The sequence below is a fragment of the Antarctobacter heliothermus genome (genome assembly GCF_002237555.1).
Lineage (GTDB): Bacteria > Pseudomonadota > Alphaproteobacteria > Rhodobacterales > Rhodobacteraceae > Antarctobacter > Antarctobacter heliothermus_B.
Window position 1 is genome coordinate 121,724 of the sequence record NZ_CP022542.1, and the last position, 25,948, is coordinate 147,671.

Genomic DNA, 25,948 nt, shown 5'->3' on the forward strand with positions numbered 1-25,948 from the left:
CGCGCCGCAAAGCCCTGGATACATTTTTCTTGACAATATCGGAATTAATTTCGAATCGCGCATTGAAACCCCGAATCGCGATTCCAATATCGTAGATACCGGTCACCGGGGCGTTCGAATAAGCGGACGAAAAGAGAGTTCGTACCTCTCCTCCCGCCCTGACCAAAACGCTGACGGATGAGGTCAACGACATGGCTATCAACAATCTAGGCACCCAGTCGGGTGTGATCAATGCGGCGCGCCGTACTTCCCAATCGTCTCACGACGCATTTGCACGCTTTCTTGCAACTCTGCCGACGCTGATTTCCAGCGAAGCGGATGTTACCGGGTACAGCGGACAGGATCCCGCCTTGGATCATTGGATCCGGGAGGCTGAGGCCGCGCGCCAGATATCTCTCGATCAGGTCGACTATCTGCACTCAGATCTGGGCCCGAATGCAACCGGCCACGAGAGGCTGTTCTTTGAAATCGCAGCCGCCTTTCAAACCATCATGACATCCGATGACATCGAGGACGTGGCCGCCCTGCGGACGCAAACCCGGGCGCTTCACGAGCGCCTCACTGACGAGCTGCAGGCGCTGACGATGTCGGCCGCCGCGTTGGATCGGCTTGAGGATTATCTCGCGCTTGATGACGCGTTTGAAGAGCTGGAGCCGGGGCTCTCGTTCTAAACGCTTCCCCTTTTTGAACACGACCAAACGGCGGCGCGGGTTTTCTGCGCCGCGTCTTCACCGGTGGCCGGTTTTGGCCAGCGGGCCAACTTTTGCAGTTTCGAGAGGTCATCTGCCATGCCTGTAGCTTCACATCAATTGAATCGCGTCTTGCATCCCGTCGTCGATTTTGAAGGCCGCGATCTGCATATCCATCGCCGCTCTCAGCACCATGACCCCAAGGTTTGGCAAGTTCGCTACCCGGGGCAACCGCTCCCGGAATGGGAAGATATCGCCCGGTCAAAAGGCTTCCGCATTCATGCCCGGGTCAGGGACAAAAACCATCTGGCCCTGGAGTGTCTCAGCTGCGGTGGCCTGACGGCGCAACGTGTCTTTGCGCTGAGGACCGCCAGAATCCGTTGCGAAGACTGCGCCAGCCAAAAACGGAGCACTCTCGCCGACACCATCGGGCTCGAATTTATCGAGCGGGATCCGGCGGATCATCAATACGCCTTCTACCGCGCGGCTTGCGGTCACCGCATTCGCCGCCAACGCGAGTTCATCGACCGTGTTGCTGACGGGGTATGCCAGGTGCGCTGCGAGATATGCCTGCAGGACAAAGAAAGGGCGGAGGCCGAGGCGCGTGGCTGGGAATGGCAGGGTCCGGACCCAGACGGGAATGATAACTACCGGCTCTATCGTCACAGCTGTGGGCACGACCAACGCATCGCGCGGGCGAACATGAAGTTCGGACAATGTGATTGTGCAGGCTGCGGCGAGAGCTGGAGTTCGAAGCCCTCTTTTCTCTACCTGTTCCGCATTCGGATCCCGGACAAGGGGTTGGACTGCGTGAAGTTTGGCTATTCCGGTCGCCCGGACAAGCGCCTGCGCCATCAGCTGAGCCTGCCTAAATCCGCAAAGTCGGACGTTCTGCGCACCGTTGCGATCAAGACCGGACACGCGGCCTGTCGCCTTGAAAAGTCAGCGCATGCGCGTTTGCGGCGCAGGTTTCCGGAATGTGTTGTGCCACCGGAACGCTATGTCGGCCTGATCAACGTCTCGAGTGAGATCTATAGCCCTGCGCTTTTGCCAAAGTTGCAGCGTCTTCTTGACGAGATCGAGCAGCAGCAATCCGCAGCCTGATCTAGCCCCGCGCCCCATTCCCCGGACATTCATTGGAGGTCTGCCATGACCCAGTTCAGCAAACTTCACGGCTTTGCCGCCGCCAAAACGTACTTGCTCGAGCAAGCCCTCACAGTCAGCGACCTGTTTGAGCGGATGAGCCACGTCGATGATGATGTGCCCGGCTGGTCTGAGAGGAAGCAGGACACCGATGACGTCCCGCTGATCGATCCGCCGGCACCCGACGCGGTCAATGGCGCACATTGCATGCAGGCCCTCGCGATCCTGCAACTTGCCAAAACCTTTGAAGATCGCTCCTTGCCGGATCAACTGCGGGACAGGCCGCCAGTCTGCCTTACTGTGCGAGACCATGAGATGGGCGAGTTCGTCGAGATCGCGGCCCGAGCTCTTTACCCTGTCGCTTTTGCTGCGAGCCGCAGCCCCAAGGTATGGCGCGCGCCGGAGGTCGACACAGGCAAAACCGTCATCGCGCTGGCAGAGCGTCACCTGCGTACCTTGCTGCACGAAGGTCATACCGTCTTGATGCTCACCTCCCCGGGACAGCTGGTCTCGCCTCAACTGCAAGAACTCGTCGGCCACGGCCCGCGTCTCGCGCCCCTTAGCCGCGAGATGATCCTCGCCGTTTTGTCTCTCAGCCATACGCCCTGCAGTCCTCGGGTAACGGAAGCACTACAGGCGACATTGCCGCGTTCCGAAGAGCTTGGTCGCCTGGAGACATTGAAACTCATCATGGCATTCCAAGCCGAGACCGCTCTTGGGGTCGCCGAGCGTTTGTCGCGTTTTGCCACCACGGCCCCGCATCAAACGGGGCCCAGCCTGACCGATGTCTTCGGGCAGACGGACGCCATAGCGGCATTCGCCCAGCTGCAAGAGGATGTCATGAGTTGGCAAGCGGGCGAGGTGGCCTGGGACCAAGTCACATCAAGCCTGCTGCTTTTTGGCCCCCCGGGTTGTGGCAAAACCCTTCTGCCCACCGCCTTTGCCAACAGTGCCAAACTGCCGCTTATCAAGACAAGCTATGCGGAGTGTCAAAAAGCGGGACACCAAGGCGATATGCTGCGCGCCCTCGACAAGGCCGTCAGCGAGGCCATCAACAGCGCGCCTTCGGTGCTCTTTATTGATGAGATCGACGCCTTTTATGCCCGCGGCGGTGACGTCCACGCCAACGGCTACATCCTTGGCGTGGTCACCGGGCTCCTTACGCAGATCGACAGACTGAATGCTTGCGAAGGCGTCATCCTTGTCGGGGCCACAAACCACCCTGACATCGTGGATGAGGCCGTCCTGCGCGCTGGCCGCTTTGATCGTCACATTGCCATCAAGCCGCTCGACATCACCGCGATCACGACATTCTTGCAAGCCAAGCTCGGCGAGACCACCGACGCCTCTCAGCTGCGCCAGATTGCCGAGCGCATGATCGGCGCAACGGGGGCAGAGATTGATGACTTCATTCGCAAAGCCCGCACTCTGGCCCGTGAACTAAAAAGTGACCTCACCGATCAGCTCTTGCTGCGGGCCGCGAACCTCTACCTGCCGCGCCCTGACGACAGCCTTCTGCGTCGGATCGCCGTGCACGAAGCTGGACATTTGCTCGCCGGTCACCGGCTTGGCTCGCCCCCGGTCGCCCTCGCGCGGGTCACCCCACAAGGCGGCGCCGTTCTGCGCCCCCACCGGATGATGCACACCGATGTGACCCTCCATGCCGACCTCGTCATGTTTCTCGCGGGCCGTGCCGCCGAGCAAATTTTGTGCCAATCCGTCTCAGATGGTGCCGGCTCTGGCCCAGACAGCGATCTCGCCCGCGCCACTCGACTAGCTCTCCAAGCCGAGGCGCAATTTGCTTTCGGCGAGGTCACACATCTCTGGCACGATATCCATCATCCCCCGAGCCCCCATGACGTCACGCGGGATGTGGCCCGGAGAGCGACCGCCCGCCTCAAGACAGCAGAAAAGGACGCCATCGCTCTGCTCTCAGAAAACCGAGCAGCGCTGACTAAAATCGCGGACACCTTGTTTGAACAGCGCGAGATCGAAGGGCAAGCGCTGGACCAACTGTTGGAGAACGCAATGAGAGCCCCCCCTGAAACGGAGGTCGAAAACAGGGAAGCCAAAACCCCGGACAGCGACGGCTCCCCCCAATCCAGCCTGTATGGAAAGACATTCATTATCTGAAAGCCTGGTTCGTCCATTATTGATTGGTTTGTCATAATCGGGCCGCGGGACGGGTTATGAAGGAACTTCGCGATCCCTTGCGGGCGGGATGAGCCGGTTTGCGCGGGAAATTCCGGCATTTGGCCGCTTTGGTCACAATCATAACCGCTTTGGTCACTTCATAACCGCTTTGGTCACTTCATAACCGCTTTGGTCCTTTCATAGCTCCAGCTCGTTGGAGCAACGGCAGGAATTTTCTCCAAAAGATCCCTGCCCGGCGGCGGGACGCCCGAATGCTCCGCCGTCTCGTGGCATTTGCCGGTGTGATCGTTGTCAGGGAGCTTTCCTGAACGGCGGCGGTGCGAACGCCGGCGGCTGGATCAAGGATCACTTCGGGTTACGCTGAGCAAAAACCCTCGCTTGGCAAACTGCCCTATTTGGACCCATAGGCGCTGACGTCAGACAGCGCTCGAAGGCGCCGTCCGGGCGGCCCTTCAAAAAGCAGAAAAGCGCAGAAACTGCGCTTGACTGTATCTCGAACCATTTCCCGACGGTTATTCCTGAAGGCCCGACAAGGACACTTTATATCCGCGGTTCGCTCCGGCGCCTGTGGGCATTTTGCTAAGGATATTTCGACCGTCCCCGGGTTCAAGGCTCCCATAGGCCCGCAGAATACGTGCAACCTCTTGCGGGTCATGACGATCAAAGATCTGATCCCAGATTTCGCGCGTGAGGAAAAGATATCCATTCTTTTCCCAGGCGAGCGGTTGTTCAACAAATTGCCCACCCGCATCCAGTGACTGAATTTGCTCGGCATTGTTCATTAGAAAATCTCGAATACAGAGGTGGTCTTGGATTTCGGACCAGTTTTCCGCCGGACCAAGCTATGGCATGGGCTTCATGTCAGGGGCGGCCTTCAGGTTTTCAGGTCAAAGGGAAGCTTTGCATTAACCATGGAGATGTCCGAGCCATTGTTGCCACAAGCCGAGGCGTGAGCGATGGTCCTGCCGCTACCCGCTTTCGTGCCCGGACGTAAGCGATATGCTCGCCGAGCAGCGGGCCGTTAATGCAACGGCCCCCTCTCAACGCACCCGGTCCTCTCACAAGCAGGACTTTGAGCATCAGGCATGTTTGGCAGCGCCACTGAAGCTCTGTTGTCAACCACGCCTGCCGCTGGGGCTGGCGTCCAAACCCACTCTGGGGCAAGCCAGATCGCCAGCGATCCGCAGCCCTTCAACGCGTTATTGTAGGCCGACCAGTTCGTGGTTTGGATGCATCGCGGTTTACCGCCGTGACTTCATCACTGACCAAGCGCGTGATCGTTCGCCGCACGTTCCTTGCAGCGCAGGCGGTAGCTGGACCAAATCCCAAGGCCGAGCATCACAGCCGTCAGTACGAGGATCGTGCCACTGATTGGGCGCGTTATGAGAACCGTGTAATCCCCACCGGAAAGTTGCAAAGCGCGGCGCAGGTTTTCTTCCATCATCGGCCCTAGAATATACCCCAGCAAAAGCGGCGCTGCGGGAAACCCGGTAATGCGCATTGCGTACCCTAGGATACCGAAGATCAGCACCATCCAGACGTCGTAGATGCTGTTGCTGACCGAATAGGCCCCGATGCTGACGAACATCACGATCGCAGGATAGACGTAGCGATACGGAATATCGAGAATGCGGACCCAAAGGCCGATGAAGGGGATATTCAAAATCAGCAGCATCAGGTTGCCGATCCAGAAACTCATGATCAAGCCCCAGAAAAGCTCGGAGTTCTGGGTCATGATCGCGGGCCCAGGCGTGATCCCGTGGATCATCATGATGCCAATCATCAACGCCATTGAGGCCGTGCCGGGCACGCCAAGCAGAAGCGTGGGGATGAAGGCTGTCTGATCCGCCGCGTTGTTCGCGGTTTCAGGCCCCATGATACCTTCGATGGCCCCGTTTCCGAATTCCTTTGGTCTGCGTGAAACGCGGCGCTCGATCGCGTAGGCCATGAAGGCCGAAACCGCCGGACCCGTTCCGGGCAGGATGCCGAAGAACGACCCGACACCGGCACCACGTCCCATCGCCCCCCAGGAACGGCGCATGTCCTCACGCGTGGGCAGCATCGAGCGCAGCGTGATGCGTCGTTCATGTTTGGCCACGGCGTCCGTGCGCAGACTTGAGAGGACTTCGGTCACCCCGAAAAGGCCCATCGCAATCGCGACCAGGCTGACACCATCCATCAGCTCCATCTGTCCGAAGGTCATCCGCGAAACCCCGGTGTGGATATCCATCCCAACCAGACCGACAAGCACCCCCAGAACCGCCATCGCCACGCTTTTGATGAGTGGCGCAGAGGCGATCACAGCCGAGGCAAGCAGGCCGAGGATCATCAAGGCGAAATATTCGGGCGCGCTGAAACGGATCGCGACGTCGGTAATCAATGGAGAGAAGATCAGCATGATCAGGATGCCGATGGTTGCACCAACGAAAGACGCAATGGAGGTCATGAAAAGCGCGACGCCCGCGCGCCCCTGCTTGGTCATCGGGTACCCGTCAAGACTGGTGACCGCGCTCTTGGGGTCACCGGGCAGGTTCAGCAAAATGGTGGTGATCGACCCGCCATAGGTTGTGCCGTACCAGATACCCGACATCATGATCAACGCGCCCAGTGGATCAAGGTAGAAGGTGATCGGGAACAGCAGCGTCATCGCCGCCAAAGCACCAAGGCCGGGAATGATGCCAACAACCATGCCGACGCTGACGCCGAAAAAGCAGTATAGCAGGTTCATGGGGCTTACGGCCGTGTTGAACCCCAACAGGATGTTGTCCAGAAAATCAAATTGCATGGGGCTACCAGGGAAGGGTGTAAAGGGGGACAGTGACGCGCAGGCCAACGACGAAGATCAACCAGGCAACGACCACCATGCCGATGGTGTAGACCACGCGCTGTACCATCGAGAAGCGACGGTCAAAAATCGTCGAGACGAGCAGAAGCACCATCAGGGCCGGCAGCAAACCGACACGCGGCAGCAGCAGGCCAAAACACACGATGCCGAGGCAGATGAAAAAGGCGCCGACCCAGTCGATATCGGGTCCGTCTGTACCCGCTCTCCGGAGGCCGCCCACCAAGACGACCAGCCCGCAAATCGCCAGTATGATGGCTGTCACGAAAGGGAAAAAGCCAGGGCCCAGGTTGCGCGCCGAACCCATGCTCAGCGAAGCTCCCAAGTGTATGGCCAATATGGACCCGAGGCCCAGCAGAAACACACCTGACAGCACATCCCGAACATTTAGGTTCCGCACTTGAATCTCCTCGTTCGCACATCTGTACTGACCCGCTGCGCAGGTCTGACTGACTGGCCCGGGGCAGACCGCCATACGGTCAACCCCGGGCCGGGGCGATCAGCCCTGAATGAGCCCGGCTGCCTCTGCATAAAGCGCGTCTTCGCTCTTCATGGCTGCGGCAAACTCGGCTGGCGAGGTGTCCATTACCACGAAGTTGTTCGCTTCGATCCCTTTGACGACGTCGGGATTGGTCAGCGCGGCCTGCGCGGCGTTATATACTTGGTCGAGGATGTCCTGTGGCGTATTTTTAGGCGCATGCAGGCCGAACCAGTTGCGGAAGTCCTGGACGTCGGGCAGGCCCACGTCGGCCGCAGTCGGAATCTCGGGGAAGTTGGGGTCGGGGCGTGGACCCGTGGTCATCAGCGGAACGAGTTGTCCGCTTTCGATATACGGCTTGGTATGATGCGGCCCCGTGATGCCCACTTGGATCTCGTTGCCCAGCAGATCGGTCAGGATGTTTCCGACCGCGTTGTAATGCACCGCTGGCATATCGATCCCGGCACGGTCCTTGAAAATCTCGGCAAGCAGGTGAATGTTGCCGCCAAATCCAGGCGTGCCGTGGCGCAGAGAGCCGGGGTTTGCACGCATGTGTGCGAGGAACTCGTCAAAGTTCGAGATGCCGTTTGCCGGATTGATCGCAAACCGGAACGGCCCGTCAGCAAGCTGGGTGATATGCTCGAGATCCGTGACCGGGTTGCCCGGAGGGTTGTCACTGGTGTGCGCCGCGGCAAGGATCGCCACGCTCGAGCACAGCAGAGTGTGGCCGTCAGGCTTGGCGGTCATGGCCGCGTGAAAACCAATGTTGCCGGCAGCGCCGGGGCGGTTTTCGACGATCACGGGCTGACCGAGATACTCTTCCATCGTTGGTGCGACGAAACGGGCGAGCGTGTCATTCGAACCGCCGGCCGCATTCTGGACAATGATCCGCACCGGGCGGGTGGCATAGGATTGCGCGCGCGCGACATGTGGCGCGGCCAGCAGGCCACCCGTCGCTGCCATGCCTGCTAGAAACGTGCGTCGCTTGAAAGTGGTGATTGACATATTGTCCTCCCTTGTCATGAACGGTCCGTCTCCTGTCGGGTGCCGTCCTTTCACCTGTTCAGCCTAGAAACCATCACAAAATGGATCCAAGACGATTTGTGTATCCGACCCCAAAGCGAATGCTTGGCGTCGAATGTCTTGGATTTACTCGCGGAACTGCGCCGGGTCCGGACGCGGGAACGCGGTCAAAGGTTCGCTGCCAGCGAGAAAATCCATGTATTCCCGATCAGTTTCGTCACGTCGGCGGACGCGCTCCACCACCTCGGCCAACAAGGCGTAGGGGATGAAACAGACGCCGCTGTCATCCGCCACCACGATGTCACCAGGCATGATGCGATGCGCGCAGATGCTGACGGCCCCGTTGATCTCGGCCGTCTCCTGCCGCCACCGTCCGGTCTGAGCGGTGACATCGCGGCACCACAGCGGGTAATCTATCTTGCGTGATGTCGACAGATCACGAATGCCACCGTCGACGATGGCGGCCAGCCCGCCCTGCCGTTTGGCCATGGTGGCCGAAATGCCGCCGATATTGGACACGTCGCGACCGCCTTGAATGACAAGGATATCGCCCGGACGGGTCAGATTGTGGGCCTCAAAGTCGGTCTGGCGGTTGGGCACCATGCGCCGCGCCGCCTCATGCGCCGGAATGCCCAGTGGCTCGTTCCGAATTGTCAGTGCCGGCCCGACGACGACGCGACCGGACAAGGTGGGTTTCAGTATCGAACTGCCCACCACACCGTCTACACCCAGATCATCCAAGGCGTCCGAGACCAGTTCAGTTGGCCCTTCAACCGCCTTCAGCGCCGCGATCAGCGCCGGATCGGGGCGCGGAATTTCGAACGCGGTGATCCGGGCGGGATCGATACGTCCCATTGTCTTGGGGTGTTCCGTCATGAATGTCTCCTCTTCATTCTTTTCGCCGCCACCGGCCGGTTTCGTGCAACAACACGGTTATGCCGGCGCAAATCACGATGAGAGCGCCGATCAGGGTTGCCAGCGCCGGGCGCTCGCCGAAGACCACGGCCCCCAGTATCAAGGCCACCACCACCGCCCAGTAATCGAAGGGCGACACGGTCGAAGCCTTCGCAAGCCGATACGCGGTGGTCATCAGCATCTGCGCCATCCCGCCCAAAAGGCCTGCGCTGATCAGCAGAATGGCCTGTCCCCTGTCCGGCCAGACCCAGCCCCAAGGCAGGGTCAATAACCCCGCCATCATCGAGGTGACCGAAAACCAGAAAACGATGGCGGCAATGTTCTCTGTGCGCGCCATGATGCGGATCAGCAGCTGCACCACGGCCGCACCGAACGCCGCCAAAAACCCCGCCGCAATCCCGATCAGTGTTGCGGTATCCGTACCGCCGAGACCGCCCAGCCGCGGTGACAGCGCAATAAGCACCCCCAGAAAACCCGTCAGAACCCCGATCGCGACACCGGCACGCAATGGCTCGCCAAGGACAGGGACCGCCAGAAGCACCACAAGCATCGGCGCGAGATAAGTAAGCAGGGTCACCTCGGCCAAAGGCAACCGTGCCAGCGCGATGAACGTGCAGGCCATCGCCCCGGTCCCGATCAAGCCGCGCCAAAGATGCCCCAGAGGGTGCCGGGTATACAGCGCCCCGGGAAAGCCCCCTCTTGTCGCAATCCAGATCACGATGACCGGAATTGCCAACGCCGAGCGAAAAAAGATGATCTGACCCGTCGGCAACATGTCGAGCGCCGCGACAAAGGAGGAGACGATCACAAAAAGCGTCACCGAGGCCAGTTTCGCTGTGATCGCCAACCCCGGCCAAGTGTCCGGCGGAGTGGTCGAAAGTGAGGAATGAGGGGTCAATCCGCATGGGCCCGCGCAAGAAATGCCTCTCCGGCATCATGGACCAACCGCGCACGTGCTGCGGGCGTCAGACGATCATAATCGGCGTTCGGCACCTCTATCTCTATTTCGGTGTCGGCGGGAACCGCGTCGACCAATCCTCGGAGGTCGAACTCGCCGTCACCCGGCAACAGGCGTGCAGACCGCATCTCGGCCGCAAGATCATCGGGCGCGGCCAGCGGGGCGTCACAAAGCTGCAGCGCAAAGATCCGGTCACCCGGAAGCCCGCGCACCGTCTCCACCGTACCGCCCGACCGCCAAAGGTGAAGCGCGTCGACCACCAGTCCGACGTTGCCCGCATCCGTGGCCCGGGCGATCCGCAGGGCATCCGCGGCGGTGCGGATCCGGCTGACGGGAATAAACTCGATGCCAAGGCGTATGTTCCGAGACGCGGCATCACGCGCGATTTCCGCCATCAAGGCTGTCACCTCGGCCTCTTCACCAGCAAAGGAATTGGCGGTGATCATCCCGATGCCCAACTCGGCGCAGGCGTCGATGACCGGGCGAAAATCGGCCGGGGCAGCCCCGGGCACGAAACGATAGGTCGAGATGTTGACCAACGAGATCCCTGCGTCACGGGACAGCCGCGCCATCCGGCGGATGTCGGCGGCATTTGTCGGATCGAACCCCCAGTCATCACCGGGACTGTGCCCGGTCAGACGCAGTGCCGTTGCCTCAAATCCGCCGCGCGCGGCCGCCTCGACCATCTCGAACGGATCGAGATCGCCAAGGGTCAGGTATGCCATGGCCAGTGCGCTCACGTCGCATCATCCAGCGGTCGTGGCCCCGGAATGCCGCCAAACAGGCTCCATGCCTGGCTGATCGTCGTTCCGGTATCGACCAGCAGATTGGCCCCCGTGATGCCCGAGGCCTTGTCAGATGCCAGAAAGGAAACCGCATTGGCGACTTCTTCCGAGGTCACGAGACGGCCCAACGCGGTCATTTCGATCGGGTTCGTGGTATAGCGCGCGCCGGTTCTGATGCGTTCCGCGACGCGCTCGGTCATCACGACACCCGGCGAGACAGCGTTGAAACGCACGCCGCTGCGCCCCCATTCCATTGCCATGCCTTCGATCAGAAGGTTGACCGCCGCCTTGGACGAACAATAGGCCAGCATCCGGGCAGACCGCACACCGTTCCACGACGACAGGGCCACAAACGACCCGCCCCCGCGCGCCGCCATGCGTTTGGCAAAGGCGACCGAGACCAGATAGGTGCCCCGATGCACAAGCGCAACGATGCGATCCCAATCGGCTATATCGGTTTCTTCCGCAGGCTTCAGCGCCTGAAAGGTTGCAGCCGAGTGTACGACGGTGCGGACCGGACCGACCTCGCGTTCGATGGTTTCGGCGGCGGCCTCGACGTTGTCAGGATCAAGAATGTCGAGCGCTTGCGCCACCCCCCCGCAGGCCTCTGCCACGGTCCGGGCCTTGTCGATGTCGATGTCGGCAACAACCACACGCCAGCCTTCCTGAGCGAGGGTGGAGCAGATGATCTGTCCGATGCCGCCGGCTCCGCCGGTCACCACCGCGACGGGCTTGTCGGTGTCGTTCATCTCATGTCTCCTTCTGGGCAGCTTCAGCCGCCATGTCGTTCAGCAAATCCAGCGCCGCCAGATAGCCGCGCGGACCGAACCCCGCGATCACGCCCGTCACGGCACGGCGCACGACCGAAATATGCCGATCTGCGCGCGTCGGATCCCGATGAACGTTGGAAAAGTGCAGCTCGATGGTTGGACATTCCAGCGCCGCAAGCGCATCTGTGATCATCAGGGATGTATGGGTCAACGCCGTCGCATTGATGATCAAACCGTCGACACCATCCAGTGCCTCGTGGATCCAGTCCACGAGCACGCCTTCGTGGTTGGATTGACGAAAATCCACCTCGACCTGATGCTCTTTGGCCCAGTCCTGTACCATCGTGTCAACATCGGCCAGCGATATTCCGTTGTAGGCCGCATTCTTGCGCCGACCCATGATGTCGAGATTGGGTCCGTTAAGTATCATGATACGGGGCATGTGTTTTCCTCTTTTGCTATGGACGCGCGTCAGCTGCGTGCCGCAATCAGACTTGCACCGCGCTCGGCAAGCATCACCACGGTGGCATGGGCATTTCCGATGGGGGGCGTCGGCATGACAGAGGCATCCACAACGCGCAAGCCTTCGGTCCCGCGAACGCGCAATGCGCCATCCACGACCGAGGCCGCATCATCCCCCATCCGGCAGGTGCCGGCGAAATGGTATCCCGACGCGCCGCGATCACGGGCAAAGGCAAGGATCGCCTCGGCGTCGTCGGGTGTCTCTGGGCCCGGCAGGGTTTCGCCACGCGACCAGCGCGCCAATGCGGGCTCTTCGAACAGGCTGCGGATCAGTCGTATACAGGCAACAATGCCCTGCCGGTCGCTTTCTGCGCTCAGATAGCGCGGATCAATGGCCGGGGCCGTCGCTGTATCCGCATCGACCGCCATCACCGTACCGCGGCTCTCACCCGGAGACAGCCAGGCACCGATGGTCATGCCCGGTTCGCGCTCCAGCGTACCCGGCCCGGAGAAACTGCCCGGAGCAAAGCTGATCTGGACGTTCGGGATTGCCGTCTCACCGTCAAGCGACAGGATTGCCGCTGCAGCGCCTGCCCCCATGGTCAGCATCCCCTCACCCTTGAAGACGTAGCGGAGCACCTCGCGAACCACCGAAAGCCCGCGCGTGCGTTCATTGATGGTGGCAATGCCGCCGACCCGGTGCGCCACCCGCAGCAGGAAATGGTCCCGCATGTCCCGACCAACGGCCGGTGACGATGCGACAACCGGCACCCCCAGCTTGGCAAGATGTGCCGGATCGCCAATCCCCGAAACCTGCAGCAGCTGCGGTGAGCGCATGGCCCCGGCGCAAAGCACCACCTCACGGCTGGCGCGGACGTCGTGTTCAGTACCGCCACGACGAAACCGCACCCCGACAGCGCGGCGTCCATCAAAGACAACACGGGTCACCTGAGCACCGGTCTGCACCTGAAGGTTCGGCCGTTTTCGGGCGGCGCGCAGATAGCTTTGGGCGGTCTGACTGCGAAAACGCCCCTTTCGGGCCTGCTGAAAGGGCGACGCGCCCCGGCGCACCGGGCCGTTCATGTCCGGGTTTGCGGGAATACCCGCCGTCGTACATGCCTCGATAAAGGCGCGGGTCAGCGGGTGGGTATCGGAGAAATCCGATACCGTCAGTATCCCCTGCTGCCCACGTCCGGGACCGCCCGGGGCATAGCTTTCCGCCTTGGCCAGGATTGGCTCCAGCGTTTCCCAATCCCAACCGCGGGTGTTCCAGTCCGCAATGTCCTCGGGTTGCGGGCGGACATGCAGCATCCCGTTGAGCGAACCGCTGCCGCCCAGCATCTTGCCCTGCGGGATCTTCACCCGGCGACCATCGAGCGTGGATTGCGGCTCACTGGCATCCAGCCAGTTGAAACGGGCATCGTGCTGCAGGAACAGGCAGGCGGCTGGAACATGGATCCAGGGGTGCCAGTCGCGTGGTCCTGCCTCAAGCAGAAGAACACGGACCTTGGGGTCCTCGGACAGGCGCGCCGCGACCACGCACCCCGCCGCCCCGCCTCCTACAATGACATAATCCGCCTCAAGCATGATCTTACCTTTTCGCGTTCAGGCCAGTGCGATGTGAATGTTCTTTTCGCGGGTGAACGCGAGCAGCTCGCCAAGGCATTCCTCGCGCCCGATCCCCGATTGCTTCACGCCGCCGAATGGGGCGCCCAGAAAGTGCGGTCCGGCCTTGTTGACCCAGACGAACCCCGCCTCGGCCTTGCGGGCAAGGCGATGCGCACGCACCAGATCACGGGTCCAGATCGAACAGGTCAGCCCATATTCGACATCGTTGGCGATGCGCATGGCCTCGTCCTCGTCCTGCCAGCGGATGACTGAAAGGACGGGGCCGAAAATCTCTTCCCGGGCGATGGTCATCTGTGGTGTGACATCGGCAAAGATCGTCGGAGCGACAAAGTTGCCCTGCCCGGGCACAGGTCCATCCAGCGCCTGCCCGCCGGTCACCAGCCGGGCCCCTTCGGCCTTGCCGGTGGCGATATAGTGCAGCACCCGGTCGCGCTGGTCGGCACTGATCAACGCGCCCATGGTGGTCGCGGGGTCGGTGGGATCTCCGGGCACAAAGGCCTCGACCAGTTCAGCCACGCGGTCCAGTACCGCATCGTGGATATCGGCATGGATCAATGCCCGACTGGTTGACCCGCAAGATTGCCCGCCCCAGGCAAAATTCATACCCGCCACGATGCCGCGTGCCACGGTCTCGATCTCGACATCCGGGCAGGCAATCAGGGCGTTTTTGCCACCCAGTTCAAGCATCACCGGCTTGATGGTCCGGGCGGCTGTGGACATCACCGCACGCCCTGTCGGCACCGAGCCGATCAGGCCAACCATCGCCACATCCGCATGTCCGACAAGATGACGTCCGGCATCAACGCCGCCATTGACAAGATTCACCACCCCCGGCGGGAAGAGCCCCTCGATCAGCTCCATGAAACGCAGCGACGAAAGCGGCGCCTGCTCGGCCGGCTTGATGACCACCGTGTTGCCGGCTGCCAGAGGAGCGCCCATCTTGGCGCCAAAAAACATCAGCGGATGGTTGAAGGCGACAATGCGGCCCACCACCCCAAGCGGCTCGCGAACCGTGAAATTGACGGCATCCGGCCCTAGCGGGATCGACTCGCCCTTGGTCTCGGCCGCAAGACCAGCAAAGTAATCCAGACTGTCCGCCGCGATATCGACGTCCTTGAGCATGGCGGCAAACGGGTTACCCGACTCCGCCGCATCAAGGCGCGCCAGCTCGGTCTTGTTGTCCCGCAACACCTGTGCGGCCTGACGCAGATACAATCCGCGCGCGCGCGGGGTCAGGTCACGCCAAGCCGGAAAGGCCGTGCGGGCCGCGGCAATTGCTGCGTCCATATCTTCGGGACCGCCAATCGCCACCGCGCCAAAATCCTCACCCGTCGCGGGGCTGATCGACCGACGGCTGTCGCCTTGCAGCGGTGCATGCCATTGACCGCCATAAAAGAGCCCACGCTCAGTCGGGAATGTGATCGGATCCATTGTTCTTGTCCTTCAACTCAATCTTCGATGGGCTTCAGGCCGAAATCTCCTGCGTATCCGGGTTCGATCCGGGCATCGATCAGGTAGCGGCCTCCGCCGCGCACGATTTCGCGGCCCTTGGCGATCGCCGCCCTGAGACCTTCGGCGGTGCGCACCGGCCCTTCGCCGTCGAACCCCTGCGCACGGGCCATCGCAACAAGATCCACTTCGGGATCGGTCAGGCGCTGTCCGATCCAGCGGTTCGCAACCGGGCGCGAGCGCGCGACCGCAACCACTTCCTGATGTCGCTCGTCGTTGAAATATGAGGTATTGTTGCCGATAATCACCAAGAGAGGCAGATCCAGATGCGCCGCGGTCCACAGCGCCGTGATGCCCATCACCGTATCGCCGTCGCCCAGCACCGCAGTGACCACACGGTCCGAGTTGCGCAGCGCCAGCGCCGCACCCACCGCATGTGCAGGACCGATGCCCACAGCGCCGCCGCCGTCCTTGCCCAGATAGGCAAGCGGATCGTTGAAACGGCAGGCCGTACGCGGCCACCCCAGAGGCAGGCGCACAAAGGTCGTGTCGCCTGCATCGCCAAGGGCCCGCACCGACATCGCGAAATCACCCAGCGAAATGCAATCCTCGCGGTCGCCTTCGGGTTCCACAGGCAGCCAGCTGGTCCAGTGTGGCCCTGAAAAATCCCATTCGCTACCCTGCTTCGGGCCGTCAAAAGCGGTCACCAGCTGATGCGTCAACGCATCGGGATGCGCCAGCAGCGGAATATCAGCGGCAGGCAGCGCCTGCAGGTCCATCGCCCAGCCATTGGCGACCAGTTGGTCCATCGAGCACGAAATGATCAGTGTCTCGACCGGTGTCTGCGACTGTGCCTCTCCCGAACAACTGCGCAGGAAACCTGCGAGATCCAGCCAGTCAAAGCTGACGATCAGGTCGGCGGCAGCAACGATGTCCTTTTCCTCTTGTGTGCGGTGTTCGGCGCAAGGGGCCACGATGTGCTGCGGATGGTCGGTCGGAAAGGCGGCGGCATTGTGGATGCTGGTCATGACAGCCGCGCCCGCTGCCTCGGCAAGCTTGACACGCGCGTCCCAGTCGGCCTGATCGCGCGACATGCGACCAAACAGAAACAGGGGGCGGCGGGCCGCCCCGATCGCGGCCACTGTCCGCTCAAGCGACGCACTTGGTGCGCCGGGGCGCTCTGCGGTGCGAAAGCGTTCGAGCGGCGGCACCTTGACCGGCGCGTCCAGCCGACGTTCCTGCACCGCGACATCCAGACAGACATAGGTCGGCCCAAAGGGCGCGGTCGTGGCAATCTGATGTGCGCGGATCACGGACTCGACACTTGCCTCTGTCGAGGCGGGCTGGTCGTCCCACTTCACATAGCCACGCACCAAGGCACCCTGATCGCGGGAGGTGTGAATCCAGTCAATCCAGGGGCGGCGCTTATGCGAGTCCACCGGGCCGGTCGCGCCGATGATCACCATCGGCTGACGGTCGCACCAGGCATTGTAGACGGTCATGGCCGCATGCATCAGCCCGACGTTGGAGTGCAACGCAACTGCCATGGGGCGATCCGTTGCACGCGCATATCCGTCGGCGATCGCAACGGCATGTTCCTCGTGCAGGCACACAACCATTTGCGGGTTAGAGTTGCCCAGCCCGTTGACCAGAGAGTCGTGCAGACCCCGGAAACTGGACCCCGGTACAAGCGCAATGAACTCAAGACCAAGATCTTGCAGAACCTGTGCGACAGCATCACTGCCCCACGAGCCGAACTCGGCTGCGGCGTCACCAGGCTCCGGGCGCTCAAGGCCGGCAAGGCGAGCGTCCGCGCGTGATCCGACGGAATCGTGCTTTGTCATGTCTCTCCCCCAAGCATCTACAGGCTCCTCCAGCCCACGAGTGCATCATGGCATCTGACGCACAGGCCTGAGAAATGCAGAGTGGCGCGCAGTTATAAAAAATGGTTACGCTACGCTGAAAGACGATATGGAATTCTTGCCAATGACTCCCCCTCCTCCTGCCCAGTTTGACCTTGCGGCATCCGGACTGCGCAAGCTGCGCATGGCGCTGACAGTGGCGCAATCCGGCCGATTTTCTCTGGCAGCGGACCAGCTGGGCGTCAGCCAACCGGCGGTGACGCGAGCGGTTGCATCACTTGAAGACGCTATCGGTCTGGCCCTGTTCGACCGATCCACAGTGCATGTCGCCCAGACCGAAGCAGGCACTATCGTTATTGGCCGCGCAGCGCGCGCCTTTGCCCATCTGGTCGGTCCGGATGGTTCGGCAAACCTCGTGCAGGCATCAGACCATGAGCTCCGCGCGTTGTTGGCCACGCAGGAACAACGTTCCATTGTGCGGGCGGCCAGGGTACTTGGCCTGAGTCCGCCCGCAGTCTCGCGGTCCTTGTTGACATTGGAACGCCGACTGGGACGAAAACTGTATCGCCGTACAAGACTGGGCCTGCTGCCCGAACCGGGATCCGAAACCCTCACCCGACGGATCAAGCTGGCCTACAGCGAATTGCGTCAGGCCGAAGACGATCTGGCGGTCCTGGTCGGCCGTGGGAAAGGGCGACTTTCCATTGGAACACTGCCGATTGCGCGATCAGGTCTGGTGCCTTCGGCGACGCTGGCGACGCTGGATAGCTTTCCTGACGCCGAGATCACTTTGCAGGACGGCACTTGGGACAGCCTGGCACAACAACTGCGCGACGGGGACATCGATCTGGTTGTCGGCTCTATTCGTCGCCTTGATGACGATCCCGGGCTGACGGCGCGCACGCTGTTTGACGACACCATCGCCATCGTGGCGGGGGCCAAACATCCCCTCACCGGGATCCCCCACCCCCGGCTGAGCGACATGTTGGCATATCGTTGGATACTGCCTTTGCAGGGTGTTCCACTGCGCACCCAGTTCGAGGCGCTGGTGACGGACTCCGGCGGTGTCCTGCCCGACGGGGTCATCTCGACGGACTCGACCGCGGCCCTGCGCACCTTTTTGCTGGACAGCGACCGCCTCGCGATTGCCGCACACCAACAAGTGCGCGATGACGTCAACCGAGGCCTGCTGTCCCTTCTGCCAATGCAGGTGCCCCGGACGCGCCGCGCCATCGGCATGACGACACGACGAGATCACACTCCGACCGCCCTGTTCGAATGTTTTGTCGAGAAACTCGTTTCAGCCGCCGCAACTTATGCGTAAAACTGAGGGCCTGCCGAAATTCGTCCGTGGGCGAAGGGGCACCAGCGCTCTGAAAACATGCCAGGTGGAACAATGAACGATCGCCAGCTTCGCTATTTTTCCAAGGTCGTCGAGGTCGGCAACATGACCCGTGCCGCTGCCATGCTCAACGTGGCCCAGCCTGCGCTGGGTCTGCAAATCCGGCAGCTTGAAGAAGAGTTCGGAGTGTCGCTTCTCGATCGCCATTCCCGCGGCGTCGAAGCGACGCCCGAGGGCACTCTTCTGTATAATCATGCGGTAGAGATCCTTGCCCGCTTCGAGCAGGCCGAAAAGGAGTTACGCGCTGCGGCCGAAAACGCAGTCGAGGTTATCGCGCTCGGGATCACTCACTCGATCATGCGGCTGGTCGGACAGGATTTGCTGCAGGCCGCCAGACAGAACCTCGATGGCGTTCGACTGAGCCTGACAGAAGAGCCCAGCCTGACCCTCCTGCGCGAGCTGGAGGCTGGTCACGTCGATCTGATCCTGACCTATACGCCCACCACCTCATCCGGGTTGGTACAAGTGCCGCTGCAGGAAGAAGAACTTCTCTTCGCCCGTCGTCGACGCGATGGCGACACCAGCGGCGAGGTGATCACGTTGAGCGCCCTTCTGGAGCATTCTCTGGTTCTAGCCGGGGAACGTGATCCAATCCGGCGCATGGTCGATGAAGCCGCATCTGCGGCTGGCACACCGGCGGATATTCACTACGAGGTGCAATCCCTGATGGCCACACGGCAGACAGTCCTGAACGGAGACGCTGCCTCTATCCTGCCCTACGGCGTGGTGGCCGACGAGGTGTCGCAGGGGCTGGTGAGCGTATTCCAGATCGAAGGTGCCCCGTTCCGTCGCACGCTCTACATGACACGTTCGATCCGCTCCTCGTGCTTTCGTAACGAGGAGCGGATCATGCGGCTGCTTCGGTGCGTGATCCGCCAGCTGGAGGTGGAACTGGGTGACCTCGCGCGGAAGCTGCCCTGATCTGCGTCTGTCGCGAGGAGCTCAGATCCGCGCAACATCCAGCGTGGCCGGATGGAACAAGTCCTCGGCAGACAACCGGACGGGCGAAAGGCCCTGTCTGTAATGATGGTCGATAAAGGACTGCACGACGTGGCGGTTGGCCTCATAGCCATATGACCAGAAATCATCGCCAAGCAGTTCGCGCGCGCCCTTGAACCCTTCCTCGATAAAAGGAAGCGTGACCTTGGTGGCCGAGGTGTCGCGCAGCCGCGACAGGCACAGGGCCTTGGATTGTTCAAACGCCTTCTGAACGGTCGCAGGCAGCCACGGATGCTGTTCGACCAGACTGCGGCGGATACCCAACGTGTGCATGATCGGAAAGATTTTCGTCCGGGCGTACCAGTCGCGCGCCGCAGTTATCGGGTCGTCGAACAGCCAGCGCACCCGCCCGTCGCCGTTCAGGCTGGAGGGCATGCGCGGTCCGAGCAAGGCATCAATCTCGCCCTCGGCCAGCATGCTGGCAAGCGTACGGTCAGCGGGTGCATCAACAAGGTTGACCCCCTCGGGTAGGGTCAAATGGATCTTTTCCTTGCGGCCCAGCTCCTCAATCCCGCCCCGAACCCATTCGATCTCGGATGGCTTGATGCCGTAGTCATCCTCAAGAATGGCACGCGCCCAGACATTGGCGGTGAGTTGGTATTCCCCCACACCGATGCGGCGGCCTCGCAGGTCCTCAGGCTTACGGATCCCCGAAGCCGCATTGATGTAGAACGCCGTATGGCGGAACGCACGAGACGGAAACACCGGGATCGGTACATAGGGACATTCGCCGCGGGCCATCTTCAGGACGGTAGAGCTCATCGACAGTTCACAGATGTCGAAATCTTCGCTGCGGAAGGCGCGAAAGAAAATTTCTTCCGGCGACAAACGGAGGAATACCGGGTCCACTCCATCAATCTGCACATCGCCGTCGATTAGTGGTCGCATTCGGTCGTAATCGCCAACCGCAACCGACAATCTAAGGTCCTGCATGGTGTTCCTCCCTTTTCCAGTCCTGCTCTATTGAGCCTGTCCAGTACTTAGGGGGTTCCCCTGCTTGGCGTCCAAGGCAAAGGGCTTTGGTCAGAAATACCATTTTTGAAGCTGTCGTGGGGCCGTCGCAATTTGCGGCCGTCCCTTTGATACCGCTGTTGGGTCCTTGCTTCCCTCACAAAGCATGGACCAAAGATCAGAGCGCAGCACGAAATCACGGCGGGTCCAATTTGCATCCGGTCCCGTTTCAGTCCCGATACTCGGAATAAACTCGGCCTGAAGCGGGACGAAATAGGGTCATAATGAAGAACTAAGGGTGAAACTGGCCTCTACATCTGGCCTCCGAAAGCAGAGGCCAATAGGGTTTCGGGACCAAAGCTGACAACAAAAACATAAAAATATAAATTAAATCAATGACTAAAGCGTTTCAGATAAAGCCTGCATCACCGAATTTTCAGCACTCTGAGCTAATCCACGTCCCGATGCCTTCATGCGTTTTCGCGCCTCTCCCAGCCAAGACAGCCCAGCCGAAAACTCCATCGTCAAACGGTCCAGTTTTCTGTCGGCAGAGCATGATTTCTGGCTTCATGCGGCCTTGGTTTCCAGTCTCGATTTCGTTGCGAATTCCTGCGGCATGAGATTGCCAAGGGACGACAGGATCAAACGATGGACGGCGAAGCGAAAGACAGTGCGGCGGGACTATACCCGCCACAGGCCGTTGCGCCCATATTCCATCTGGCCGCTCAGGCAATGGTGATCATCCCCTGCGTGATCTCGTCCAGCGCGGTATCGGCAAGGAATACCGCCTCGCCCGCCGCCCGCAGCACCACGTCGTCGCCCAGCTGTTCCAGCGCCGCAAAGATCTGGCCCGCGTCCATGCCGAACCCCTCAAAGGTCAGCAGGTCCCAGGGTTCCAGATCGGTGACGGTGGTGGTGCTGGCCGCGCCATCGCTGACAAAGACAAACTGATCGGCATATAGCCCACCCGCCAGCAGATCGTCACCGCCATCGCTGCGCAGCACATCGTCCGCGCCGCGCCCGGTGATGAACGCCTCCAGCCCGGCGGCGCTGCTGTCGGTGAACTCGGGCGAGGACACAAAGAACTCCACCAGCTTGACCCGGCTCATGCCGTCCTCCAGCCGCGTCACCCAGCCGTCCAGCCCCGCCGGATCGGGCGCGCGTTTCAGCACGTTGTCATAGAGCAGCGTGACAAAATCGGTGTTGCTGGCGGCCGCGCCATAGGTGGCGGTGAACTCGGGCGCGGCCATGAAACTTTCGACCACCTGATCAAACCGCATCCGCCCCGCCGCCAGCGTTTCGGCCCAGCCGTCATAGCCGCCCGGATCGGGGTCACGGTCAAACACCGCGCGGTACAGCCGGTAGACGTCGTCGGCCCATTCGGTGATGTCGCGGGCCATGTCAAAGCCCGCTTGCGCGGTCGCGCTGGTGGTCTGGTGCTCGGGGCTTTCGGCGAACAGCAGCACCACGCGGGCGCGCGATGTCCCCTCGTCCAGCTGCGTCATCCAGGACGCCAGCCCGGCGGCATCGGGCGCGCGGTGCAACACGTTTTCATAGAGCAGCGTGACAAATTCCGTGTCCGTGGTGGCACCATAGGTGGCAGTGAACTCGGGTGAGGCGATAAAGGCCTGCGCCACCTGATCGTGGGTCATCCGGTCCAGCGTCATCCGCTGCGCCCAGGCCTGATGCCCGCCCGCATCGGGCGCGCGCCCGAAAACCGCCAGATACAGCCGGTAAACCTGCGCCGAGATCTCTGTGTGATAGATCCCCGCGCCGCCGCCCTGCACCACATCGCCGCCCGGCCCGCCCGCCAGATCATCTGCCCCCGCGCCGCCCGTGACCAGATCGCGGCCCCGGCCCGCGCGCAGCACGTTGGCCCCGGCCCCGCCGGTCAGCACATCGTCGCCGTCGCCGCTGCTGGCGTTTTCGATGCCGCCCTCGATCGTGGCCCAGTCGCTGCCCGCCACCCGCAGCGTCGCGGTGGCGCCCAGCGTGATCTCGACCGGGTCGGCCACCGCGACGCTGGTGATCCAGTCGGTGCCGCCGTCATCGTCCACGGCCCGGCCCCGCGCCGGGTCGGCAGCGACCAGCGCGGCAAAATCATCGGTAAAGACCCAGATGTCATCGGCGCTTTGCGGGCTGTCCTCGGGGCTGCCCAGGAATTCCAGCCGGACAGAGCGCAGCGTGCCCACATCTCCGATCGACCCGTCGGCCACCCGCAGCGTCCAGTCCCCGGCGCTGGACATGCCGCGTAACGCCGCCACCCCAAAGGTCCAGTCGCCGTTCAACGCAGTGCCGCCGCCATCGCCCTCGGCGAGGATCACCTCTGTGCCATCCGGGGCAATCAGGGTGATGGTCAGGTCGCTGGCAAAGCCATGGGTGATCGCGACCGTGACATAGACATGCTCGATGACAATGCCGTCCACGACCTGCAACACCAGATCGGTGTCGGAAAAATCAAGGATCGGCCGGGTTTGGCTGCGCGCGAAACTGGCCTGCACCAGAGTGTCCGAGGTCGCCGCCACGCCCCCCTGCATGTCCAGCCAGACCTCGGCCAGACGCACGGCGGCAAAGGCATCGACAAGGCCAAAGCCGTAGCTGGGGCTGAAACTCATCGCGCCGCCGTTCCACGTCTCGCCGCCCATGGGCTGCCATTCGCCCGCCTCGAAACCGCTGGCCGGACCGCCATAGGCCGACCCCGTCTGCGCCGCCGTCAGCGACAGGATCTCCTGCACGTCGCGCCAGCCCAAGCCGGGTGCTGTCTCCAGCATCAGCGCCACCACGCCAGACACCACCGGCGTCGCCGCCGAGGTGCCGCTAAAATCATTGGTGTAATCGCCCGACGCATAGCCGTCGCGGCCCGCCACATCGGTGGTGTGGCTGGCCGCCGGGGCCGAGACCAGCAGGTTGGCACCAAAGTTGGAATAACTCTCGACCGACCCGTCACGCCCGACCGCCCCCACCACGATCACCGTGTGCAGGACGTTGTGCCCCTCGCCCTGCGCATTGCCCAGCACGCCAAAACTTTGCAGCGTGGGGTCGCCCGCCTCATTGCCCGCCGCCTTGACAAATATGGTGCCAAGGCCGCCGCGCCCGGTCTGGGTGGCCTGCGCGAAACGCTGTGCCTCTTCCCAGCCATAGCTGCCGGGATCGCCGATATCCCAGTCGTCGGAAAACTCGGGCCTGACGCCATAGCTCTGGTTCACCACGTCGAACATGGCGGTCCAGACCAGAGAATCGTACAACACCGCATCCGAGGCCACCTGCATGTCGTTCAGATAGTCGACCGAGGTCAGTGACGCGCCCCAGGCCACGCCCACCCCGCCCAAGCCATTTCGCGCCGCCGCGATCAGCCCGCCGACAGAGGTGCCGTGCCCGTCAAAGCCGGTGTTGTGGCTGCCGTCATCGTTGCTGATCCCGTCGTAGTGCAGGCTGGCATCATAGTTGGCGGCCAGATCGGGGTGGTCCTGATCCATACCATCGTCATAGACGCCGACCGACACCCCCGCGCCGCTGACCTCCTGCCAGATCGTCTCGATGTCGCCGATCAGATCGAAATGCCATTGCAGCGCATAGCGCGGATCGGAAATTGTGACCATGACCTCGTGAACCACTGTACCCTGCCAGCCAGCGCGCATGCCCGGCATCGGCTTGTGCCCTTAGTGGCGGGAAATTATACGCGCGGTCAACACGTTCCAGTTGCAGAGCGACGCTTTGCGCCTTTCCTTGCCGCCGCGGCCTGCCCTACAACCGCGCCACCATGACCCGACACAGCGCCCCCCTGCCCCCCCCTGCCTTGCCGCATGTCACAATCCTGCTGGCCAGCTATCAGGGCGCGGCGCATCTGGGCGCACAACTGGACAGCCTGGCGGCGCAGGACCATGCCGACTGGGCGCTTTGGGTGTCGGACGACGGATCGCGTGACGGCACGCGGGGAATCGTCGAACGCTTTGCCACCGCCCATCCCTCCCATGACATCCGCCTGCTGGACGGCCCGCGTCGGGGGGCGGCGGCGAATTTCCTGTCGCTACTGTGCCACCCCGATCTGCCCGCCGGTTCCGTGGCGATCTGCGATCAAGATGACATCTGGTATCCGCACAAGCTGTCCCACGCGCTCATGACGCTGGCGCATTTCGACGGCCCCGCAGTCTACAGCGCGCAAAGCCGCCATGTCAGCGCGACGGGCGCGACCCTGGGCCTCAGCCGGGTGCACTCCGGCCCGCCGTCCTTTGGCAACGCGCTGGTGCAGAACCGGGTGGCAGGACACTGCGCGGTGCTGAACCCCGCCGCGTTGGCGCTGGTGCGCGCCGTGGGACCGGTCGAGGTGCCTTTTCACGACTGGTGGCTCTACCTGCTGATCACCGGCGCGGGCGGCCAAGTCACCGTCTCCCCCGAGGTGGTGCTGGATTACCGCCAGCACGGCGACAACGTGCTGGGCGCGCACCGCGGGTTTCTGGCCGGACTGGCCCGCGCGGCAATGGTGCTGGGCCCCACCTGGCGCGACTGGCAGACGGCAAACCGCAGGGCGCTGGAACAGGCCCGACCACATCTGACGCCAGAGACGCGCGCCCTGCTGGCCGCGCTGGATGCGGCCCCGGCCCGCGGCCTGCCCCGCATCCGGGCGCAGACCCGGCTGGGGATCACCCGCGACCGCCGCGCAGCGACCGCCTTTTTGCGACTGGCGGCGCTGCTGGGGCGGGTCTGAAAGAGACCGTTGCATTAACAGGGATGTCCCAAAATTATGGCACCCGATCTTACCTTTAGGCGGCCAGGCCGAAGAGGCCATGAACGAAGCTGATCTCGCCTTGGACGCCTAGTTGTTTGTTGTGGATGTGCCCTTGCTTGATCGTTCGGGTCGTATCGATCCCGCTCAGGGTTACTTTCGCGCTTCGCAAAGATCGAAAGCCCTGACGGAATCCAAGTAGCCGTTTCATGGCTGCGTGGTCGCTCTCGATCAGGTTGTTTCGCCATTTCTTGTCGATATGCCGAATGCTGTCGAAATGTGGGTCGTATCGATGATTGACCTCGCTAATGACACGTCGATAAGCAGGTGCTTTGTCGGTGCATATCGTGACCGGGCGATGCAAACGTATGCGTTCAATAGCCTTGCTGAGAAAGGCTTTAGCGGCCTTCGCATCGCGCCGAGCGGTGAGGCGGACGTCGATCAACTGGCCATTTCGTCAGCTCTCGGCCGAACGTCTGCACCCAGCGATAGACTGCTGATCGATCAAGTGAAATGCCGCGTTCGGCGAGAAGAGCGACCACATCCTGACAAGACAAGGGATAGCGCAGATGCTAACGCACAGCCAAAGGATAATCTCGTGTGGAAAGCGATGGTGCTTGAACGGTGACTTGCGCGCCACGATCAACCTCAAAAGCATGAAAATCACCAATCGGGCCGATTGATGCAATATGTGGGCACCTCTATTTTTCACCG

Annotated in this window: 20 protein-coding genes and 1 pseudogene; 6 read left to right on the forward strand and 15 right to left on the reverse strand. The window is 61.9% G+C overall.

Features of this window, described 5'->3' with window-relative positions; translation table 11 throughout:
- Positions 1–191 precede the first annotated feature (191 nt).
- The 3 genes from ANTHELSMS3_RS24885 (at position 192) to ANTHELSMS3_RS24895 (ending at position 3,965) form a co-directional block, all read left to right on the forward strand.
- A complete protein-coding gene (locus ANTHELSMS3_RS24885; protein ID WP_094037705.1) occupies positions 192–671 on the forward strand; it encodes a hypothetical protein in 480 nt (159 codons plus the stop codon).
- Between the two features lie 117 nt (positions 672–788).
- Positions 789–1,793 carry a GIY-YIG nuclease family protein gene (locus ANTHELSMS3_RS25875; protein ID WP_198319976.1) on the forward strand — a complete coding sequence of 335 codons (1,005 nt, stop codon included), beginning with the start codon at positions 789–791 and terminating at the stop codon, positions 1,791–1,793.
- Between the two features lie 45 nt (positions 1,794–1,838).
- Positions 1,839–3,965, forward strand: a complete 2,127-nt coding sequence (locus tag ANTHELSMS3_RS24895; RefSeq protein ID WP_094037706.1) for an AAA family ATPase — start codon at positions 1,839–1,841, stop codon at positions 3,963–3,965.
- A gap of 533 nt (positions 3,966–4,498) precedes the next feature.
- Here ANTHELSMS3_RS24895 and ANTHELSMS3_RS24900 read toward each other — a convergent pair.
- The 12 genes from ANTHELSMS3_RS24900 to ANTHELSMS3_RS24955 all read right to left on the reverse strand — a co-directional run bounded on the left by ANTHELSMS3_RS24900 (position 4,499) and on the right by ANTHELSMS3_RS24955 (position 17,141).
- A complete protein-coding gene (locus tag ANTHELSMS3_RS24900; protein WP_094037707.1) occupies positions 4,499–4,768 on the reverse strand; it encodes a hypothetical protein in 270 nt (89 codons plus the stop codon).
- Between the two features lie 476 nt (positions 4,769–5,244).
- Positions 5,245–6,771, reverse strand: coding sequence for a tripartite tricarboxylate transporter permease (locus ANTHELSMS3_RS24905; RefSeq protein ID WP_094037708.1), 1,527 nt, complete (start codon positions 6,769–6,771; stop codon positions 5,245–5,247).
- A 4-nt stretch (positions 6,772–6,775) separates the two neighbouring features.
- Positions 6,776–7,303: a tripartite tricarboxylate transporter TctB family protein gene (locus tag ANTHELSMS3_RS24910; protein WP_094037709.1), complete on the reverse strand. Its 528-nt coding sequence runs from the start codon at positions 7,301–7,303 to the stop codon at positions 6,776–6,778.
- Between the two features lie 24 nt (positions 7,304–7,327).
- Entirely contained in the window at positions 7,328–8,311 is a 984-nt protein-coding gene (locus tag ANTHELSMS3_RS24915) for a Bug family tripartite tricarboxylate transporter substrate binding protein (protein WP_157733666.1), read from the reverse strand.
- Positions 8,312–8,455: 144 nt separating this feature from the next.
- Positions 8,456–9,205, reverse strand: coding sequence for an RraA family protein (locus ANTHELSMS3_RS24920; protein WP_094037711.1), 750 nt, complete (start codon positions 9,203–9,205; stop codon positions 8,456–8,458).
- 13 nt (positions 9,206–9,218) lie between these two features.
- Positions 9,219–10,142 carry a DMT family transporter gene (locus tag ANTHELSMS3_RS24925; RefSeq protein ID WP_094037712.1) on the reverse strand — a complete coding sequence of 308 codons (924 nt, stop codon included), beginning with the start codon at positions 10,140–10,142 and terminating at the stop codon, positions 9,219–9,221.
- Positions 10,139–10,942, reverse strand: coding sequence for a sugar phosphate isomerase/epimerase family protein (locus ANTHELSMS3_RS24930; protein WP_094037713.1), 804 nt, complete (start codon positions 10,940–10,942; stop codon positions 10,139–10,141). Before ANTHELSMS3_RS24930 ends, ANTHELSMS3_RS24925 begins: the two co-directional genes overlap by 4 nt.
- Positions 10,939–11,736, reverse strand: coding sequence for an SDR family NAD(P)-dependent oxidoreductase (locus tag ANTHELSMS3_RS24935; protein WP_094037714.1), 798 nt, complete (start codon positions 11,734–11,736; stop codon positions 10,939–10,941). Before ANTHELSMS3_RS24935 ends, ANTHELSMS3_RS24930 begins: the two co-directional genes overlap by 4 nt.
- Position 11,737: 1 nt before the next feature.
- Complete coding sequence (locus ANTHELSMS3_RS24940; protein ID WP_094037715.1) at positions 11,738–12,199, reverse strand: type II 3-dehydroquinate dehydratase; 462 nt, start codon at positions 12,197–12,199, stop codon at positions 11,738–11,740.
- 29 nt (positions 12,200–12,228) lie between these two features.
- On the reverse strand, positions 12,229–13,806 hold the full coding sequence (locus tag ANTHELSMS3_RS24945) for a GMC family oxidoreductase (protein ID WP_094037716.1): 1,578 nt from the start codon (positions 13,804–13,806) through the stop codon (positions 12,229–12,231).
- Positions 13,807–13,824: 18 nt separating this feature from the next.
- Positions 13,825–15,279, reverse strand: coding sequence for an aldehyde dehydrogenase family protein (locus ANTHELSMS3_RS24950; RefSeq protein WP_094037717.1), 1,455 nt, complete (start codon positions 15,277–15,279; stop codon positions 13,825–13,827).
- Positions 15,280–15,296: 17 nt separating this feature from the next.
- On the reverse strand, positions 15,297–17,141 hold the full coding sequence (locus ANTHELSMS3_RS24955) for a thiamine pyrophosphate-binding protein (protein ID WP_094037718.1): 1,845 nt from the start codon (positions 17,139–17,141) through the stop codon (positions 15,297–15,299).
- Between the two features lie 142 nt (positions 17,142–17,283).
- Here ANTHELSMS3_RS24955 and ANTHELSMS3_RS24960 point away from each other — a divergent pair, with 142 nt between their 5' ends.
- Both ANTHELSMS3_RS24960 and ANTHELSMS3_RS24965 read left to right on the forward strand, forming a co-directional pair.
- Positions 17,284–18,483 carry a LysR family transcriptional regulator gene (locus ANTHELSMS3_RS24960; protein ID WP_198319977.1) on the forward strand — a complete coding sequence of 400 codons (1,200 nt, stop codon included), beginning with the start codon at positions 17,284–17,286 and terminating at the stop codon, positions 18,481–18,483.
- A gap of 72 nt (positions 18,484–18,555) precedes the next feature.
- Positions 18,556–19,482, forward strand: a complete 927-nt coding sequence (locus ANTHELSMS3_RS24965; protein ID WP_094037720.1) for a LysR family transcriptional regulator — start codon at positions 18,556–18,558, stop codon at positions 19,480–19,482.
- A gap of 21 nt (positions 19,483–19,503) precedes the next feature.
- On the opposite strand, the gene ANTHELSMS3_RS24970 is transcribed toward ANTHELSMS3_RS24965, so the two are convergent.
- Both ANTHELSMS3_RS24970 and ANTHELSMS3_RS26435 read right to left on the reverse strand, forming a co-directional pair.
- Positions 19,504–20,493 (reverse strand): 4,5-dihydroxyphthalate decarboxylase, encoded by a 990-nt coding sequence (locus tag ANTHELSMS3_RS24970; RefSeq protein ID WP_094037721.1) that lies wholly within the window; start codon positions 20,491–20,493, stop codon positions 19,504–19,506.
- 743 nt (positions 20,494–21,236) lie between these two features.
- Complete coding sequence (locus ANTHELSMS3_RS26435; protein ID WP_094037722.1) at positions 21,237–24,158, reverse strand: DUF4214 domain-containing protein; 2,922 nt, start codon at positions 24,156–24,158, stop codon at positions 21,237–21,239.
- A 113-nt stretch (positions 24,159–24,271) separates the two neighbouring features.
- Here ANTHELSMS3_RS26435 and ANTHELSMS3_RS24980 point away from each other — a divergent pair, with 113 nt between their 5' ends.
- Entirely contained in the window at positions 24,272–25,216 is a 945-nt protein-coding gene (locus ANTHELSMS3_RS24980; protein WP_094037723.1) for a glycosyltransferase, read from the forward strand.
- A 55-nt stretch (positions 25,217–25,271) separates the two neighbouring features.
- Here the strand turns inward: ANTHELSMS3_RS24980 and ANTHELSMS3_RS24985 are convergent.
- Positions 25,272–25,874, reverse strand: a pseudogene (locus tag ANTHELSMS3_RS24985) (IS6 family transposase).
- Positions 25,875–25,948: the final 74 nt, after the last annotated feature.

Coding starts and splice junctions, on each gene's coding strand:
- ANTHELSMS3_RS24905 (WP_094037708.1), bottom strand. CDS start 6,771: ATGCAATTTGATTTTCTGGACAACATCCTGTTGGGGTTCAACACGGCC.
- ANTHELSMS3_RS24900 (WP_094037707.1), bottom strand. CDS start 4,768: ATGAACAATGCCGAGCAAATTCAGTCACTGGATGCGGGTGGGCAATTT.
- ANTHELSMS3_RS26435 (WP_094037722.1), bottom strand. CDS start 24,158: ATGCCGGGCATGCGCGCTGGCTGGCAGGGTACAGTGGTTCACGAGGTC.
- ANTHELSMS3_RS24970 (WP_094037721.1), bottom strand. CDS start 20,493: ATGCAGGACCTTAGATTGTCGGTTGCGGTTGGCGATTACGACCGAATG.
- ANTHELSMS3_RS24915 (WP_157733666.1), bottom strand. CDS start 8,311: ATGTCAATCACCACTTTCAAGCGACGCACGTTTCTAGCAGGCATGGCA.
- ANTHELSMS3_RS24885 (WP_094037705.1), top strand. CDS start 192: ATGGCTATCAACAATCTAGGCACCCAGTCGGGTGTGATCAATGCGGCG.
- ANTHELSMS3_RS24965 (WP_094037720.1), top strand. CDS start 18,556: ATGAACGATCGCCAGCTTCGCTATTTTTCCAAGGTCGTCGAGGTCGGC.
- ANTHELSMS3_RS24955 (WP_094037718.1), bottom strand. CDS start 17,141: ATGACAAAGCACGATTCCGTCGGATCACGCGCGGACGCTCGCCTTGCC.
- ANTHELSMS3_RS24980 (WP_094037723.1), top strand. CDS start 24,272: ATGACCCGACACAGCGCCCCCCTGCCCCCCCCTGCCTTGCCGCATGTC.
- ANTHELSMS3_RS24960 (WP_198319977.1), top strand. CDS start 17,284: ATGACTCCCCCTCCTCCTGCCCAGTTTGACCTTGCGGCATCCGGACTG.
- ANTHELSMS3_RS24895 (WP_094037706.1), top strand. CDS start 1,839: ATGACCCAGTTCAGCAAACTTCACGGCTTTGCCGCCGCCAAAACGTAC.
- ANTHELSMS3_RS24920 (WP_094037711.1), bottom strand. CDS start 9,205: ATGACGGAACACCCCAAGACAATGGGACGTATCGATCCCGCCCGGATC.
- ANTHELSMS3_RS24910 (WP_094037709.1), bottom strand. CDS start 7,303: ATGGCGGTCTGCCCCGGGCCAGTCAGTCAGACCTGCGCAGCGGGTCAG.
- ANTHELSMS3_RS24935 (WP_094037714.1), bottom strand. CDS start 11,736: ATGAACGACACCGACAAGCCCGTCGCGGTGGTGACCGGCGGAGCCGGC.
- ANTHELSMS3_RS24950 (WP_094037717.1), bottom strand. CDS start 15,279: ATGGATCCGATCACATTCCCGACTGAGCGTGGGCTCTTTTATGGCGGT.
- ANTHELSMS3_RS24940 (WP_094037715.1), bottom strand. CDS start 12,199: ATGCCCCGTATCATGATACTTAACGGACCCAATCTCGACATCATGGGT.
- ANTHELSMS3_RS25875 (WP_198319976.1), top strand. CDS start 789: ATGCCTGTAGCTTCACATCAATTGAATCGCGTCTTGCATCCCGTCGTC.
- ANTHELSMS3_RS24945 (WP_094037716.1), bottom strand. CDS start 13,806: ATGCTTGAGGCGGATTATGTCATTGTAGGAGGCGGGGCGGCGGGGTGC.